The organism is Micromonospora sp. SH-82, assembly GCF_051132485.1.
Classification (GTDB): domain Bacteria; phylum Actinomycetota; class Actinomycetes; order Mycobacteriales; family Micromonosporaceae; genus Micromonospora.
The window spans coordinates 1,065,354-1,080,942 of sequence record NZ_CP148049.1 but is presented as its reverse complement, the minus strand read 5'-3'; the positions used below and the strand labels follow the sequence as shown (position 1 = coordinate 1,080,942).

The 15,589-nt window shown below is 72.9% G+C and carries 9 protein-coding genes; 7 read left to right on the top strand and 2 right to left on the bottom strand.

All coding sequences use genetic code 11. The annotated features are described in order from the left end of the window. The first annotated feature begins 195 nt into the window (after window positions 1–195). The 3 genes from WHN02_RS04970 (at window position 196) to WHN02_RS04960 (ending at window position 4,549) form a co-directional block, all read left to right on the top strand. Complete coding sequence (locus WHN02_RS04970) at window positions 196–1,878, top strand: sensor histidine kinase (protein WP_434742260.1); 1,683 nt, start codon at window positions 196–198, stop codon at window positions 1,876–1,878. Window positions 1,879–2,031: 153 nt separating this feature from the next. Further along, window positions 2,032–2,418, top strand: a complete 387-nt coding sequence (locus WHN02_RS04965; protein ID WP_434742259.1) for an RDD family protein — start codon at window positions 2,032–2,034, stop codon at window positions 2,416–2,418. A gap of 190 nt (window positions 2,419–2,608) precedes the next feature. After that, on the top strand, window positions 2,609–4,549 hold the full coding sequence (locus WHN02_RS04960; protein ID WP_434742258.1) for a protein kinase domain-containing protein: 1,941 nt from the start codon (window positions 2,609–2,611) through the stop codon (window positions 4,547–4,549). A gap of 6 nt (window positions 4,550–4,555) precedes the next feature. On the opposite strand, the gene WHN02_RS04955 is transcribed toward WHN02_RS04960, so the two are convergent. Beyond that, entirely contained in the window at window positions 4,556–5,869 is a 1,314-nt protein-coding gene (locus WHN02_RS04955; protein ID WP_434742257.1) for a COG1470 family protein, read from the bottom strand. Between the two features lie 169 nt (window positions 5,870–6,038). On the opposite strand from WHN02_RS04955, the gene WHN02_RS04950 reads away from it, so the two are divergent. The 4 genes from WHN02_RS04950 to WHN02_RS04935 all read left to right on the top strand — a co-directional run bounded on the left by WHN02_RS04950 (window position 6,039) and on the right by WHN02_RS04935 (window position 12,910). Then, on the top strand, window positions 6,039–6,659 hold the full coding sequence (locus tag WHN02_RS04950; protein ID WP_434742256.1) for a response regulator transcription factor: 621 nt from the start codon (window positions 6,039–6,041) through the stop codon (window positions 6,657–6,659). A 158-nt stretch (window positions 6,660–6,817) separates the two neighbouring features. Further along, on the top strand, window positions 6,818–9,937 hold the full coding sequence (locus WHN02_RS04945) for a hypothetical protein (protein ID WP_434742255.1): 3,120 nt from the start codon (window positions 6,818–6,820) through the stop codon (window positions 9,935–9,937). A 28-nt stretch (window positions 9,938–9,965) separates the two neighbouring features. Continuing rightward, window positions 9,966–10,691: a DUF4255 domain-containing protein gene (locus tag WHN02_RS04940; RefSeq protein WP_434742254.1), complete on the top strand. Its 726-nt coding sequence runs from the start codon at window positions 9,966–9,968 to the stop codon at window positions 10,689–10,691. Then, window positions 10,688–12,910, top strand: coding sequence for an ATP-binding protein (locus WHN02_RS04935; RefSeq protein WP_434742253.1), 2,223 nt, complete (start codon window positions 10,688–10,690; stop codon window positions 12,908–12,910). Before WHN02_RS04940 ends, WHN02_RS04935 begins: the two co-directional genes overlap by 4 nt. On the opposite strand, the gene WHN02_RS04930 is transcribed toward WHN02_RS04935, so the two are convergent. Beyond that, window positions 12,891–15,569, bottom strand: a complete 2,679-nt coding sequence (locus WHN02_RS04930; RefSeq protein WP_434742252.1) for an eCIS core domain-containing protein — start codon at window positions 15,567–15,569, stop codon at window positions 12,891–12,893. The genes WHN02_RS04935 and WHN02_RS04930 overlap by 20 nt on opposite strands. Window positions 15,570–15,589: the final 20 nt, after the last annotated feature.

The following is a 15,589-nucleotide window of genomic DNA, read 5'->3' as shown; positions in this document are numbered from 1 at the left end:
ACTCCCGGCGTGCACCGAACCGGCGTCCGGCCACCGGCGGCGACGTCGGTGTCAACGAAAGTCGTAGTGACCACGTCTGCGGATACATCCGGGGCTGGTGTGCGGTCGGCGGAAGGTCTGTGAGTCTGGTGCGACACACGTCGGGCCGACACCTCGGTCCATCGTGTCCGGAACCCCTCGACCGAGTGAGTGAACGTGACCGACTCTTCCCCCTCGGCCCCGGTGGGGCCACGTGACCGACCCGTCGGACGGGTACGCCGAGTCGGCCGGGCCGTCGGCGTCCTGCGTACCGTGGCGGGACGGTGGCGTACCGAGGTCCGCTCGGCCGGTCCGCTTCGGCTGGCGTACGAGATCGCGCTGACCGTCGCGTTGTGCGTCATGGCCCCCCTGGGTCCGTACGTCTACGGAAGTACGTTGCTGCCCGTACCCGTGGCGGCGGTCCTCGCGGTGGTGACCGCCGCCGTCGTCGTACCGCTGCGCCTGGTGCATCCGCTGACCGCCCTGGTCTGCGCGGCGATCGTCGGGGTGTTCGCCGGCGACGGGGGCGGCCTGCTGGTGATGATGCTGTGCTTCTCGGCCGGCTACCGCCTGCGGCACCTCGGCCGTACCCTCCTGGCGCTCCTGGTGGTGGCGGGCTGCTGGATCGCCGCGGTCCTCCAGTTCGACGAGGCCCGGGACGTCCTCGGGCTGGCGGTGGCCGCCGCCTTCTTCGTCTCCGCCCACCTGTTCCTCGGGATCGTGGGCTGGACAGTGGGCCGACGTCGTCGGGTGGTCGGCGCGATGCACTGGCGCAACGTCCAACTCCACCACCAGCAGGTGGCGGTGGCCCGGCAGGCCCGGACCCGGGAACGGAACCGGATCGCCCGCGACCTGCACGACTCGTTGGGACACCGACTCACGTTGATCTCCCTGTACGCCGGGACGTTGAAGTCGGCCACCGGGCCGCAGCGGGACGAGAACGTGGCGTTGCTGCGGTCCACCGCGAGTGACGCGATGGCCGACCTCCGGCAGATCCTCGGCGTACTACGGCAGGAGGAGGACGGCGACGAGGTGGGCGTCGCCCAGCCGTTGGACAACCTGGACACCCTGGGCGAATCGGCACGGTCGGCGGGGGCCGAGTTCACCCTGACCCGCGAGGGAACGTCCCGTCCGCTGCCCCCGCTGATCGAACACGCGGCGTACCGGGTCGTCCAGGAGGGGCTGACGAACGCACTCCGGCACGCCCGGGGCGGCCCGATCGACGTCACCCTCCGGTACGAGCCGGACACCCTCGTCGTCGAGGTGGTCAACGGGCCGGGGAGCAGGCACACCTCGCCCACCACCGGGCAGGGTCTGATCGGGCTCGGTGAACGGATCCGCCTCGCCGGGGGGCTACTGCACCACGGCCCGACCCCCGACCTCGGGTTCCGCCTGGCGGCGATGCTGCCGTACCAGGTCACCCCGGCGGAGAACCCGGATCCGCACCCGGTTCCCGGGACCGTCCCGGGGGTGGACGCGGCAGGCGACTTCGACCTGCTGGTCCGCCGGTCGGCGCACCGTTCCCGGATCGCACTGGTCACCCTGACGGCAGCGATCGTGGCGGTGATCGGGGTCTGCGCAGCGGCGATGGTCTACGTCTCCGCCATACCGCCCGCGACGGTGCCGGCCGACCTGTTCGAGGCGGTCCGGCTGGGGCAGGACGAGGAGGAGGTCCGGAGACTGCTTCCCCCGCCCTCCTCCGCCGTCCTGAACTCGGCCACCGCCCCTCCCGCCGACGCCACCTGCGTCGACTACGCGGCGGGGCTGACCGAGCAGATCAAGGCCGGTGACGATCTGCTCGTCTACCGGTTCTGTTTCCGCGACGGGGTCCTGGTCGCCAAGAGGGAACTCCGTGAGTGACGGCATGCGACTTTCGCGTACGCCGGGGTCCTCTGACGCGTCATCGCCGGGCCGTACGGATGCGTCCCGTCGCAGACGCGCCAGGGGCGCCCGCGCTGCGATTCTTTCTCCCAGATCGGCCCACCGGGGCCGGAACGTCCAAGGGAGTCAGAAATGCAGTTCTCGGGTTGGTTCGTCCGCGCCGGTGCCTACCTCGTCGATTCCCTGGTCGCCGCCCCGTTCTTCCTCGCCGCAGGGCTGCTGCCCGACGGGAACACGCCCGCCTTCGTCGCCCTGGCCACCCTCGGCTTCGTCGTCTGGGGCGTCAACAGGTGGTGGCTGGCCGGGCGTACCGGGCAGAGCCTGGGCCGCAAGCTGCTCGGGATCCGGCTGGTGAGCGCCGGGACCGGCCGTCCGATCGGCCCCGTCAAGGCCGCCGCCCGGGACCTGGCGCACGTGCTCGACGGCGCGATCTTCTACATCGGATACCTGTTTCCGTTCTGGACCGCCAAGCGGCAGACCCTCGCCGACATGGTCACCCGCACCGTCGTCGCCCGCTGACGCTGAGTCGTCGAACAGTCGCCGGTCGACCCCCGATCTCGGGAGCCGACCGGCGACCGGCGTCCGGCAGATGGTTTCCGCCCGGCAAGTGTCGGGTACGTCAGCCACGACCCAGGCGGCCCGGCTCATCCCAAGGCGCGGTCGCCGAGACGGCACCGGATCGTCTCGACCGACGACCTGGGAGGACCGGATGCAACTGCTGGGAGGGCGTTACCAGCTCGTCGAGCCGGTCGGCGAGGGCGGCATGGCCGTCGTCTGGCGCGCCACCGACAAGGTGCTGCGCCGGACCGTCGCGGTCAAGCTCCTCGCCTCGCGGCTCGCCGCCGACGAGCGGTTCCGCAACCGGGTACGCCAGGAGGCGTACACCGCCGCCCAGCTCAACCACCCGCACATCGCCAACGTGTACGACTACGGCGAGACCCGCCACGGCCGGCAACGGCGCAAGGTCCCGTACCTGGTGATGGAGTTCGTCGAGGGCGGGACGCTCGCCCACCGGCTCCGCGAGTCGGGCGCGCTCGACTGGTCGGAGGCCGTCCTCATCGGTGCCGACGTGGCCGCCGCCCTCGCCGCCGCGCACGCCGCCGGACTGGTCCACCGGGACGTCAAACCCGCCAACATCATGCTCTCCCCGGCCGGGGTGAAGGTGGTGGACCTCGGCATCGCCGAGACGATCGGCGGCTCGACCACGGTGGGCACCGGAGAGGTCCTCGGCACCCCCCGCTACATGGCCCCCGAGCAGGCCCGTGGTGAGGCCGCCGGCCCCGGCAGTGACCTGTACGCCCTCGGACTGCTGCTGATCGAGTGCCTCACCGGTCGACCCCCGGCCCACGGATCGACCCCCACTGAACTGATCCGGCAACGCCAGGAGGGCGTCGGGCCGGAGGTGCCCACGGTGCCCGGCCTCCCGGAGTCGATCGCCGACCTCTGCCGACGCTGCCTGGCTCCGGCGGCGGCGGACCGCCCCGACGCCGTCGAGGCGTTCGAGGCGCTGGCCCGGGTCGTCGGCCCCCGGCCGTTGACGGTGAACGCCCACGTACCACCGGTCGCCGCCGTGCGGACCCCGAGCCCGCCGGGTGACCCGGCCGACGCCGACACCGGCGCGTTGACCGGCACCGGCGCGATGACCGGGACCGGGGCACTCACCGGCGCCGGTCCGGCCGACCGGGCAGGTGCTCCGGCACCGGTCCGGGCGGGCCGGGGCGGCGTACCGGTGGTCCGGACGGCGGCGGCCGACGGCGGTGCGGCGGACGGACCCCGTCGGAGACGGCCCCGGGCCGGTGGAGACGTCGGGCCGAGGCGCGGGACCGGACGACGGCCGCTGCGGCGACCCCTGTTGCTGGCCGCCGCCCCGATGGCGGTGCTGGTGACGGTCCTCGGCACCCAACTGCCCGGGAACTCGTCCGACGACCCCGGTGACGTCAACCGGGTGGAGGCCGCACCGGTCGCCCCCACCAGCGGCTGCGCCGCCAGGTACGTCGCCCGGCACGACCTCGACGGGAGCCTGACGGCGCAGGTCACCGTCACGAACGCCGGTACGGCGCCGCTGCCCACCTGGCAGCTCGGATTCGCCCTGCCCGCCGGGCAGCAGTACGCCGGCAGCACCGACGACGTCGAGGTCAGCCAGCAGAACCGGGACGTCGTCATCCGGGTCGACCGCCCCCTCGCCCCCGGTGAGACGACAGCGCTGTCGTTGCAGGGCACCCACGACCTGACCAGCGCCGCCGCCCCACGCGAGTTCAGCCTCAACGGGGCCACCTGCGAGCAGGCCTTCGCCACAGTGACCTCCGCCTCGGGCACCTCCGAGCCGACCTCCACGGTCGACAGCGGAGGCGTCGGTGCCGCCGACAGCCGGTCACCGGGCCGACCGGTCCCCGTGGAGCCCACCCCGACCGCCGGTGAGCCGTCGGTCAGCCCCTCCGAGTCCTCGACCGGCGACGACGACGGGGATCGGCCGTCGCCGACCGCCCCCAGCGCGTCCCCGTCCCCCAGCACCTCACCGTCGCCGATCACCTCCCCGTCGCCCCCCGAACCGAGCGCCTCCACCGACCCGGACGACGAGCCGACGCCGGAGCCGAGCAGGTCCGCCGACGCCTCGCCCAGCCGCGGCACCGAACCGGACGGCGACCGGTGAGCCCGGTCAGTCCTCCTCGGCCGGTGCTCCGGTGAGCACACCGTTGAGGTAGAGCGACTCACGGCAGGTGGTGGCGCGGGGTGCGTTCACCGGTTGACCCGGGCGACGGCAGACCACGGTCAGGGTCACCCGGCCCCGCTCGGGGACCCGGATCGGAGTGACCGAGTGGTAGTCCTGGTTGCGGAAGTTCTCCAGTGCGTAGGTGACCACCCGGACGCCGTTCGCGGTCACGGTGAGGGTGCCCTCGTCGCCCTGGACGTTGTCCACCAGGAAGTCGGTGAGCAGGAACGTCCGCCCCTCCGGGACCGTGTAACTCCGCTCGGCGGAACCGTTCGGGCTGGTCCGGAAGGTGATCGCGGCAGCGAACTGCTCCCCGCCGAGAGCCGGGCCGCCCGGCCCGCCCGGCGCACCCGGACCACCGGGCGGGACAGTCGATCCCGGGCCGGCACCCGGCGCCCCGTCACCCGGCGCCGACGGTGACGCACCCGGAGGAACCGGCTCGGCCGACGGGGACTGCGGACCGTCCTGCGCCACCCGGCGGGCGTTCTCCGCCTCCACCGCCTCCCGCGCCGCCGACTCCACCTGCGGACGCAGCAGCCCGAACCAGAGCGCGAGGAGCGCCAACAACAGGGCCAGCAACGCGGCGAGCAGCTTCAGGAGTCCGGGCGAGAAGATCGGCCGCTGGACGAAGAGGGCGTCGATCGTACGGCTCTGCCCGTCACCGGGCCGGACCTCGACGGTGAACGGGTACTCCCTCGGCGCGCCCCACCACAGGAGCCGACGGGCCCGGACCCGCAGTCGGGTCTCGACCCGGGTGCCGTTCGGGACGGACACCGGGGCGGCGGGCAGGGCGAACGTCACCTGGTCGGTGCCCTCGGTGACGGCGAAGGCGACCTGCTCGGTCACGTTACCCAGGTTGTCGAGGTCGACCCGGTAACGGGCACTGCGCAGCCCACCACGCGACGGGGGCTGCACCTGGGCGCCCAGCTCGGTGAAGGGCTCGACGGTGAGCACGCCCTCCTCCACCACCGCCGAGTCCGGGTACTCCGAGGGCACCACCCGTACGCCGAAGGTCCGGTCCCCGGCGTCGACCCGGGCCGACCGGGGCGGCCGGAACGCCACCACGACGGTGTCGGACCCGGCCGGATAGAGGGTGAGCGTCGGTGGCTGCACCGACACCCACTCGTCCGGCACCCCGAGGATCTCGATCTGGTACGCCTCGACCGTGTCCCCGGCGTTGCGCACCGTGACAGGGACCTCGACGGAACCGCCCGGGGCGACGCTCACGGAGGTGCTGGCCAGGTTCGCCGATGCCCGCATCTGCCCGAGCCTAGGCACGGGTCCACTCCGTGCCAGCGACCATCGGGGTACGCCGACGGGCACAGCTCACTGCCCCTCCAGGCGACGTTAAGTGAACGCGAAGACGTGGTGCGCATACTTGCCGCGCCGACGGCACGTGGGCCGACGGCCGGGCAGTGAGGAGTCGAGAATGCACCGGATACCGGTCTACGTGCACGCGACCGATCCGATCTCGTGGACGGGTGTGACAGGCCAGCTCGCGGGACGGCCGGAGATCAGGCTGCTGAGCGAATCGGACGCCGCCAACGCGGTGGTGACCCTCGTCGTCGCCGACGCCCTGACCGCCCAGACCGCCCAGACCCTCCGACGGCTCCGGCGCGAGCAGACCCGCCTGGTCCTGGTCCCGGCGACCATCGACGACAGCCAGCTCTCCACTGCCGTCGAATGCGGCGTGGTGGGGGTGGTCCGGCGTGGTGAGGCGTCCGGCAACCGCCTGGTGGAGGTGATCCTGGCCGCCTCCCGGGGTGAGGGCAGCGTCCCCGCCGACCTGCTCGGCCGGCTGCTGAACCAGATGCGCCGGCTCCAGCGGGAGGTCCTCGACCCCCGGGGGCTGACCCTCGGGGGCCTGAGCACCCGGGAGGTCGACGTGCTGCGCCTGGTCGCCGACGGGTTCGAGACCCGGGAGATCGCCACGAAGCTGTCCTACTCGGAGCGGACCGTCAAGAACGTCATGCACGGCATCACCACCCGGCTGCACCTGCGCAACCGGGCCCACGCCGTCGCCTACGCCCTCCGCCACGACCTCATCTGAGCGGCGAGGGGTGTCGGCCCGGGAGGGGACGGGATGCCCGTACCGGCGTCAAGGGTGCCCGTCTCCCTGCCCGGGTGTCCCTGTGCGGAGCCGTTCCGGGCGACGATGATGGGTTCCTGGCCCGTCCCGGCGACCACTGATCGCGTCCGAGGTGCCGATTGCGTTCCATCCGTAGGTTCCCGATTCCGCACAGCCCGGCCCGCACCGGGCTCGCCGTGTTGGCCGGTCTGGTCGTGCTGCTGGGCGGGGTGGCGGTGGCCGTCTCGCCCAGCGGGGTGTCGTACGCCGAGCCGTCCGCCCAGGAGGATCCGCCACCCCTGACCGAGCTGCGGGTCGGCTACCTGGCGACCGGGCACCGCAGCATCGGGCTGATCGAGGGCACCGGGGCGACGGCGGTCTCGGTGCCGTTCCTCGGCCCCGGACCGGCCCACTTCGACGACGAGGTCACCTCCACCGCCGGGGTGGTCGCCTGGGTGAGCCGACGCCAGTCCGAGCTGGCCCAGCTCTGGGTACGCCGCACCACCGGCGAGGTGACGGCGGTGACCGAGGACCCGGTGCAGGTGGCCGGTGAACCGGCGATCTCCCCCGACGGCACCCGGATCGCCTTCGAGCAGACCCGGACGGGGGTGAACAGTTGGCGGGACGTCTTCGTCGTCGGCGTCGACGGGACCGGGTTGCGGCAGGTCACCGATGGTGTCGGCGACTACCGTCACCCCACCTGGTCCCCGGACGGGACGGGGCTGGCGTTCGAGCGCAGCGACGGCGGCGTACCGCAGATCTGGCGGGTGCCCGTCGACGTCCCCGGCCCGGCGTTCCCGATCACCGGTCGTCCAGAGGGTGCCGGGGAGCCGGCCTGGGATCCGGATCCGGTCAACGACCGGATCGCGTACACGGTGGGGCCGGGGAGCGTCGACACCCGCCGGATCCACCTGATGAACAGCGTCGGCGGGGACGACCGGCCGCTCCTGGACGACCTGTGGGACAGTCACTCGCCGAGCTGGTCCCCGGACGGTGACACCCTGGTCTTCCTCAGTCGGACCACCGGGACCGACGGCACCCGAGGGCCGATCGACCTGGTCTACACCGGGCAGCCGCGCGACGACTGGTGTCCGTGCGAGGCGGTGCTGCGGCTCGCCGAGGACCGCCAGGTCGACCATCCCACCTGGTACGTCCCCACCCCCGGAGCCGAGCCGGAACTGCTCGTCGGCCGGACCACGGCCCCCGACCGGTACACGGTGACGTTGCAGGACATCCGCCCGGACGCCACGGATCCCCGGGACCTGGGGTTGACGGTGCTGCGTGAGGATCCCGGTGCCGAGACGAACCCGGACCTGCTCTGGCAGCCGGTGAACGGCGACCCGTGGAACGCCCGCCCCGACTATTCGCCGGACGGCCGGCGGATCGTGGTGAACAGGTTCGAGACGGTGGACGGTCAGCGGGTCTCCCGGCTGTGGATCGTCGGTGCCGACGGTGCCGACCCGACTCTGGTGCCGCTCGCCGACCGGGGCGCCACCGACGTGGAGACCGATCCGGCCTGGTCGCCGCAGGGTGACCGGGTGGCGTACGCGTCGGCCACCCCGGGGCAGCCCAGCCGGATCGTGGTGGCCGATCCGACCACCGGGGAGCGGCTGCTCACCGTGCCCGCGCAGGGGGATCTCTCCGACAGCCAGCCCGCCTGGTCCCCGGACGGGACCCGGCTCGCCTTCGTCCGTGGTCGGCCGGAGGGGGCGGGGGCGACGAGCCACGTCTGGACCGTCGACGCCTCCGACGGCGGTGATCCACTGGACCTGACCGACGTCGGTTGCCCGGACTGCACAGGTCCCGACTACGGGCCGACCTTCTCGCCGGACGGCACCCGGATCGCCTTCGGCCGGGGTACCGACGGGCTCCTGGTCACCGACGTGTCCGGCGCGGACTGCCAGGTGTTGGCCCCGCAGACGCCGGGTGCCACCTGTTCCGGCCCGCTGACCGGCCCGGACGACGGCCCGCACCGGCCCCGTGACGTGGCCTGGTCCCCGGACGGGAGCCGACTCGCCTACAACGCCCGCCGCTACGGTGAGGCCGCCAGCCCGGAGTACGTGAAGACGTACGACTTCGACACGGCCGAGCACGACGGGTTGACCTGGGAGTTGCCCCCGGGACGGCAACGGAAGCCCACCTGGCAGCGGGCCGTGGACGTGGCCACCGAGGTGTCGGCACCCCCCGCCCCGGTGCGGGTGGACGAGCGGACCTCGTTCACCCTCACCGTCACCGACCGGGGGCCGGTCGCTGCCGTCGAGGTCCGGCTCGACCTGCAGGTGCCGGCCGGGGTCCGGGTCACCGCCCTGGAGCCGGAGGTCGGTTCCTGCGACCTCGACCCGCCCGGCTGCTCGTTGGGGGCGATCGGGTTGGGCAACACGGTCGAGGTCCGGGTGGAGTTGACCGGGGTGGCTCCGGGGACGTACCCGCTGGAGTGGACGGTGGGCGGGTGGTCGGCGGACTCCCGGCCCTCCGACAACACCGCGACGACCCCGGTGACCGTCCTCCCCGCCCCGCCTCCGACCACGCCGCCCACCACACCACCCCCGACCACACCGCCGCCCACCACCCCGCCACCCACCACGCCCCCGCCGACCACACCGCCGCCGACAGTCTCCCCGCCGCCGTCGACCGGGCTGCGGATCACGGTCCGGGTCGAGCCCCGCCCCGGGTACGTGGGCGGCCGGATCACCGTCACCTACACCGTCCGCAACATCGGTGAGGTGCCCGCCACCGGGGTACGGATCACACCGTCCCTGCCGCCCGGAATCCCGGTACGCAGCCGACCCCCCGGGTGCGTCACCACCTGCCCGGTGGCCGACCTGCCCCCGGGGGCCACCCGGACCCTGACCTTCGTGCTGGTGCCGAGGACGGCGACGAGCACGACGGTACGCGGCTCCGTGGTCGGCGACGGCGGGCTCGACGACACCGACACGGCAGTCCTGCGGGTGCTCCAACCCCGGATCGTGGCGGTCCCGGAGATCGGGCCACCCGGCTTCGTCACCTCGATCCGGGGGGTCGACTTCCCCCCGGGCGTACGGGTCCGGCTGACCTGGGACGTCGGCATCACCGCCGCCGCCGACCCGGCCGTACCGGCGAGGAACGGCACTTTCGCCGCCCAGATGCTGGTGCTGCCCCGTGACGAACTCGGCCCCCGGGTGGTGTCGGCCACCGGTGCGGGTTTCGGGACGGTCCGTACCGACTTCCGGGTGGTCCTTCCCGCCCAGCAGCCCCCCGGCCTGGTGCGGCGCAGCTGGTGAGCGACCGGGCCGACAGGGGAGGACGGACGTGATCCACGAGGTGGACTCGATCCTGCACGCGCTGCTGACCGAGGAGGTCCTGGCCGGCGTGGACGTGCAGTTGGCCTTCGACGCGCCGACCCGGGAATGGGAGGCCAAGCGCAACGCACCGACGGTCAACCTGTTCCTCTACGACATCCGGGAGGAGTTGGCCCACCGGCGGGAGGGCCGGATCGAGGAGTACGACGCCGACGGGGTGGTCGTCGCCGAACGTTCCCCGCCCCGGTACTTCGCCCTGTCGTACCTGGTCACCGCCTGGACGGCCCGACCCGAGGACGAACACCGGCTGCTCTCCCTGCTGCTGACCGGGCTGCTCGGGTACGACGTCCTGCCCGGTCAGCGTCTGGTCGGCAGCCTCGCCGACCTGGGGCTGACGGTGCCGATGACCGTCGCGGTGCCGCCGAAGCGGGACCGGGGTTTGGCCGACATCTGGTCGGCCCTCGGTGGTTCGCTGAAGCCCTCGCTGGACCTGGTGGTGACCACTCCGATCGCCTCGGCCGCCGCCTTCGCCGCCCGGCCGGTCACCGACGGCCTGCTGCTGCGTACCGTCGACAGGTCCGGCGGTGACCCCACCGAGGCCCGGCGGCTGCGGTATCCGGATCCGGCGGACGGTGCCGACGCCACCCCGGTCGGGGTCCGCCGCATCAGGGGCACCGCCACCGACAGGCAGGGTCGCCCGGGCACCGGCGGGCCGATCCGGGACGGAAACCGGTGACCGCACCGCCGTACGTCCTTCCCGGGGCGGCCGATCCGGCGGAGCGTACCGGCCCGGGCACCGCGTACCTGCAGGCCCGACTCTTCCTGGTCGAGCAGCGGGTCCGGCGGGCTGTCGTGGCCACCCGGGCAGCCGACCCCACGCCCGACGACCACCTGCGCGGGCTGTACGTCTCCGACGAGGACGCCTGGCGGCTGGTGGCCGAAGCGTCGTCGGTCGGGCCGGACGACGTCGCGGCGGACGCGGTGCGAGCCGCCGACCGGTGGGCCGAGGACTCCCGGGCCGCCGGAGCCCGGATCCCCCTGCGTGACCTGGCCGAGGAGTTCGCCCTCACCCCGCTCGACGTGGAGCTGCTGCTGATCGCGCTCCTGCCCGACCTCGACCACCGCTACGAGAAGCTGTACGGCTATCTCAACGACGACGTGACCCGCCGCCGGGCGACGATCGGGCTGGCCCTGCGCCTGTGCGGACTCTCCCCGGTCGGCGCTGCCGGGCGGGCCGCGTTGAGCGCCGGTCCGCTCGTCGCCGACGGGTTGCTGCTGGTCGAGGAGGTGGACCGGCCCTTCCTGACCCGTTCCCTGCGGGTGCCGGACCGGGTCGCCGGGCACCTGCTCGGGGTGGCCGCCGTCGACCCCCGGCTCGACGGCCTGATCCGCCCGGACACCGACCCCGGTCCGGTTCCGGACGGGTCCCCGGCCGTGCCGGACCCTCCCCTCGACGGGTCCCGGGCCGTGCCGGATCGGGCACCGGAGGGGTTGGTGGCGGCGATCCGGGCCGGGGACGACCTCGTCTACCTGCGGGAGGAGCCGGGTGGCGCGGCGGACGAGCGGGCCGCCGACGCCCTGCACGCCGCCGACCTGTCGGTCCTCATCATCGACCTGCCGACGCTGCACGCCGACCCCGACCCGGTCCGGACCCTCGCCGTGGCGGTACGCGAGGCCCGGCTACGCCGGGCGGGGCTCGTCGTCGGGCCGGTCGACGCCCTGGACCCGCAGACCGAACCGGCCCACCTGCGGCTGCTGCGTCGGCTGACCACACTTCCCGTGCCGGTGCTGCTCACCGGGCGGATCCGGTGGGATCCGTACTGGTCGGACCGGTCGCCGGTGCTGGTGACCGCCCCGCCGACCGGGGCAGCCCGGCGGGTCCACCTGTGGCGGGAGGCCCTTGCCGCCCAGTCGGCGGTGCCGGCCGACGACGTCGATCCGGTACGCGAACTGTCGGCGTACGTCCTCACCCCGGGCCAGCTCCGGCGGGCGGCGGCCACCGCAGCCCAGCAGGCCCGGCTGGTCGGCTCCGACCGGGTCACCGTCGCACACGTACGGGCGGGCGTACGGGCGCAGAACGCGGCGGGTCTGGAGCGGCTGGCCCGTCGGGTGGAGCCCGCCGTCGGGTGGGACGACCTGGTGCTGCCGGACGCCGCCCGGGAACAGCTCACCGGGCTGGCCCTACGGGTCCGGCACCGGGAGCAGGTGCTCGGCCGGTGGCGGATGCGCCCCGGTGGCGGGCGGGGTCGAGGGGTGACGGCCCTGTTCGCCGGGGATTCCGGCACCGGGAAGACGATGTCCGCCGAGGTGGTCGCCGCCGACCTGGGCCTCGACCTGTACGTCGTCGACCTCTCCACAGTCGTCGACAAGTACGTGGGTCAGACCGAGAAGAACCTGGAACGGATCTTCACCGAGGCGGCCGGGGTGAACGGGGTCCTCCTCTTCGACGAGGCCGATGCGATCTTCGGCAAGCGGTCCGAGGTCAGCGACGCCCACGACAGGTACGCCAACCTGGAGAGCGCGTACCTGTTGCAGCGCATGGAGTCGTTCGACGGGGTGGCGGTGCTCACCACCAACCTGCGGGCCAACCTGGACGAGGCGTTCCTGCGCCGCCTCGACGTGATCGTGGACTTCCCGGTGCCGGACGTCGCGTTGCGGCTGGCGCTCTGGGACCGCTGCCTCGGCACGGTCCTGCCCCGCGCCGACGACCTGGACCTGGCCGCCTGTGCGCGGTCCTTCGAGCTGAGCGGAGGCGGGATCCGGGCGTGCGCGGTGAGCGCCGGCTATCTCGCCGCCGAGGCGGGTGGCCCGGTGACGATGGCGATGGTGGTCGCCGCCGCCGAGGCCGAGTACCGCAAGCTGGGCCGCCTGGTCCTGCCGACCGGCCCGACCCGACCCGGATCGCCGCCCCGACCGGGTTCTCCTCCCACAGCCGTCATGTCGACTTCCCGCTGACGAACTTCTTCCACCGCGCGAGCAGTTTGTCCGGATCCTTTTTCAGCCTCGCCGTCTCCACCGACTTCGGGTAGGCCACGCTGACCAGGTCGTAGTGGTGCTCGACGAGCATCTTCTGGTCATCCTCATTGTCGACCACGTTCAGGTCGAGCAGTTGCCACAGGTGGTTCTCCGCCTGGGACGGGGTGAGTTTCCCGTCCTGCTCGTGAGCCAGCAGGGCCTTGCGGGTCGTGCCCTCACCCTTGCCGCCGGTGTCGGCGGACTCCAGGGTGGCACCGGGGATGTAGTTCCACAGGGTCAGGAGCTCGTTGATCGCCGTCTGCAGCCGGATCGCCGCGAGTTGTCCGGTCGCTTCCTTGGCGTCGCTGACGGCCTCCTCCAGCCGATCTCTGGTCTCGCGCACCAGTTCCTTCAGTGGACCGGACTCCCCGAACTTGTCCTGGCGATCCACGTACGTGCCGACTGCCTCAGCGAACAGCGAGTCGATCCCGGCGGCGGCGTCGGGCACGGACTTGCCGACCACCTTCGCCCTGACGAGATCCAGGTAGACGGTCCAGGCGGTGGTGTGCGCCCCCATGGTCCCGCCGGGGAACGGTGACGGGGGACGTCCGGCGGACTCGTAGCCTTTGATCAGCTCCCCTTCGAGGGTGATCCTCGACGCGACCGGCGCGGCGCTCGTCTCCGCCATGATCGGATCGGCGTCGACTGTCGAACTCGCCCCGGCCGCCGTCTCCTCCACCGACTCGGCCACCCCGCCACCCTCAGCCGACGTCTCCCCGCCCGGGTCCTGCTCCGCTGAGAGCTTCACCGCTTCGAGGTCGGCAACCAGGTCCGCCGGGTCGGCCGACGTCGACTTCGCCTTGCTGCTCGCGCCGGACGACTTCGCCTTGCTGCTCTTGGCTGCCGACTTGGCTGCGCCGGTCCTGGCCGACGGCTCCGCTGCGCTCGGCTGCGAGGCCGGCTTGCGCTGCCTACGTCCCTCCAGCACACCCGTCGGCTCGGCGGGTGCCGTACCGCCGTTGCGTTCCAGCCCTTCCACCAACTCGGCGCGCTGCTCCCGCCACTCCGACCAGACCGCCTCTTTCTCCTTCTGGGTGGAGGTGCCCAGAAGTTTCAACTGGATCGTCTCGTCGACCTTCTTGAGCTTCTCCTCGTAGTGCACCCGATCCGCCGTCTTGCGTGCCTCGATCTTCGGCTGGAGCTGCTCTGTGAGCCAGGCCAGCGGCTCGGACAGCTCCGGCGAGTGGCCGGGCCAGGCGGTCGTCAGCGCGGTCGGGTACGCCTCCTCGATCGACTTCAGGTGTTGGAGCAGGATCAGCCGGACCCGCTCGTCGGACGACTCGTCCTTGAGGCCCGGGGCCATCTCGGGCAGTTGCGCCGACGAGGCGGTCGCCACCATGGTCACCGCCAGGTCACCGAGGAGCCCGAGGACTGCCTGCTGGATCTGGTCCGACGTGGCCGACGGATTCGTCAACACCCTGTGGTGGCCGGACTCACCCTGTCCCTTACCGGCCAGGCCCTGCGACCCCTCGTTGACCTTGATGGTGGTCAGCGGGACCAACTCGCGGTACTGGAGGAAGGTCTCCGCCATCGACTGGAGCGACAGCAGCCCTCCGTCACCCGTGGTGATCTCCTTGTGCTGCTCGTCGAGCTTCGTACGACTCTCGTCGAACCGCTCCTTGTGCTTGCCCTCCAGATTCGCGACCAGCTTCTGGCTCGGCAGCGCGTCGACGGTCTTGACCAGATCCATGATCGCCCCGGCCGCCTCGGTCGCCGACCTGCCCGCGACCGCCCGCCGCAGCGCCTCCTTGTGGACGACGAACCCGGTCGTGTGGTCCCCCATCGTCCCGCTGTAGGGGGAGTCCGGACGGCCGACGATGTTGAGGCCCTCCACCTGCGCCTCGGCGTTCGCGGTGACCTGGGCGATGAGCGCCCGTTGCACGGTCGGTCCGGCAGCGACGGGTGCCGGCGCGTCGGACGGCTCGGCGGTGGCCGCCCCGGTCGCCGACGTGGGAGTGGAGGCCAGGGCACGGTGGGCGTTCGCCTCGGCCTCCCGCTCGAACCGGTCACCCGGATCGCTGACCCGCAGCCCGGAGCCGTCGTCGGTGCCGGCCACCGGACCCAACCGCTGCTGGATGACGTGGGTCAGCTCGTGGGCCAGGGTGTGCCGGTCACCGCCACCCGCCCCGATCACCACGTGGTTGCCGGAGGTGTAGGCCCGTGCACCGACCCCGGTGGCCGACTCCCGGGCCGCCGCGTCGTCGTGGATGCGGACGTCGGAGAAGTCCGCCCCGAGCCGGGACTCCATGTCGGTACGGGTCGAGTCGTCCAACGGCCGCCCGGCCGAACCCAGCACCGAGGCGACCGACCGCTGCACGGGGTCGACCGACCGCTGCCCCGGATCGACCGTACGCTGCACCGGGTCGGCGGGGAGGTGCCCGCAGTCGGCACCGTGTTCGTGCTGGTCCCGGTCGCGCTGGAGGGTCAGCCCGACGGCACGGTTACCCACCGCTCGTTGCAGGGCGAGGAGTTCCCCCGGACTCCGGTCCACACCGGTGGCCCGCGGTGCGGCCTCCTCCCGGTCGGTGGTCGGGCCGGACCGGACCTGCTCGGGACGGTCCTGGCGCTGCGACCCCCGGTCGGATCCCTGTACACGCACGACCGGCCACCTCCTCGGCA

What these genes read in the sequence shown, in the direction of transcription:
- WHN02_RS04965 (WP_434742259.1), top strand. Translation starts at nt 2,032, where the DNA reads ATGCAGTTCTCGGGTTGGTTCGTCCGCGCCGGTGCCTACCTCGTCGAT.
- WHN02_RS04955 (WP_434742257.1), bottom strand. Translation starts at nt 5,869, where the DNA reads ATGCGGGCATCGGCGAACCTGGCCAGCACCTCCGTGAGCGTCGCCCCG.
- WHN02_RS04950 (WP_434742256.1), top strand. Translation starts at nt 6,039, where the DNA reads ATGCACCGGATACCGGTCTACGTGCACGCGACCGATCCGATCTCGTGG.
- WHN02_RS04960 (WP_434742258.1), top strand. Translation starts at nt 2,609, where the DNA reads ATGCAACTGCTGGGAGGGCGTTACCAGCTCGTCGAGCCGGTCGGCGAG.